Origin of the sequence: Streptomyces sp. A1136, from assembly GCF_004795055.1 — a bacterium.
Taxonomy (GTDB): domain Bacteria; phylum Actinomycetota; class Actinomycetes; order Streptomycetales; family Streptomycetaceae; genus Streptomyces.
Window position 1 is genome coordinate 1 of record NZ_SSBJ01000312.1, and the last position, 555, is coordinate 555.

Sequence of the window (555 nt, forward strand, 5' to 3'; positions counted from 1 at the left end):
TTATTGGAATTGCAGATCTCGCTTTTGGCACCTCTAAATGCTGAAAGCAAATTATCTCCGAAGGTTCGAGGAGCAAGACTCTGGCAGAAACGCCTCGACATCTTGATTGAGGATGGCGGAGATTCTCGCTTCCCGATTGAAGCCGTAAACTTCAATGAACTGTTTAAGGGAAAGCTCCAACAATATTCGCCGTGGTATTTGCATTGGCAACGCGGATCAATGCGTTCAGATTTTTCTGGAACTGTTCGCTTATATGTGAATACGGAATTTAGTGAAATATCCGAACGGTTTACAAACGGAGATAGAGCGACACTTCAAGCAATTATGGGAGATGTGGTATCCCAAATGATTGAGTCATATTTAGACGAAGACTCTTCAGACGATCTAAGTGAATGTGATGTTGGTTCCGTAGGAAGTCAAATTCGGAAATGGCTGGATTTGGCATTCCCAGGTAAGACAATCGGGAACATTGCGACTTTGAAGAATCACAATCCTGGAGAATTTCGGGCATGCATCCTTGCATCGACAGATATTGGGGCATCTGAATGAACGTTC

General features: G+C 43.6%; 1 protein-coding gene. It reads left to right on the forward strand.

The features are described 5' to 3' along the window. Positions 1-549 (forward strand): hypothetical protein (locus E6R62_RS40155; RefSeq protein ID WP_206309043.1); only part of this gene is annotated, 549 nt, incomplete at its 5' end. Between the last annotated feature and the right edge of the window lie 6 nt (positions 550-555).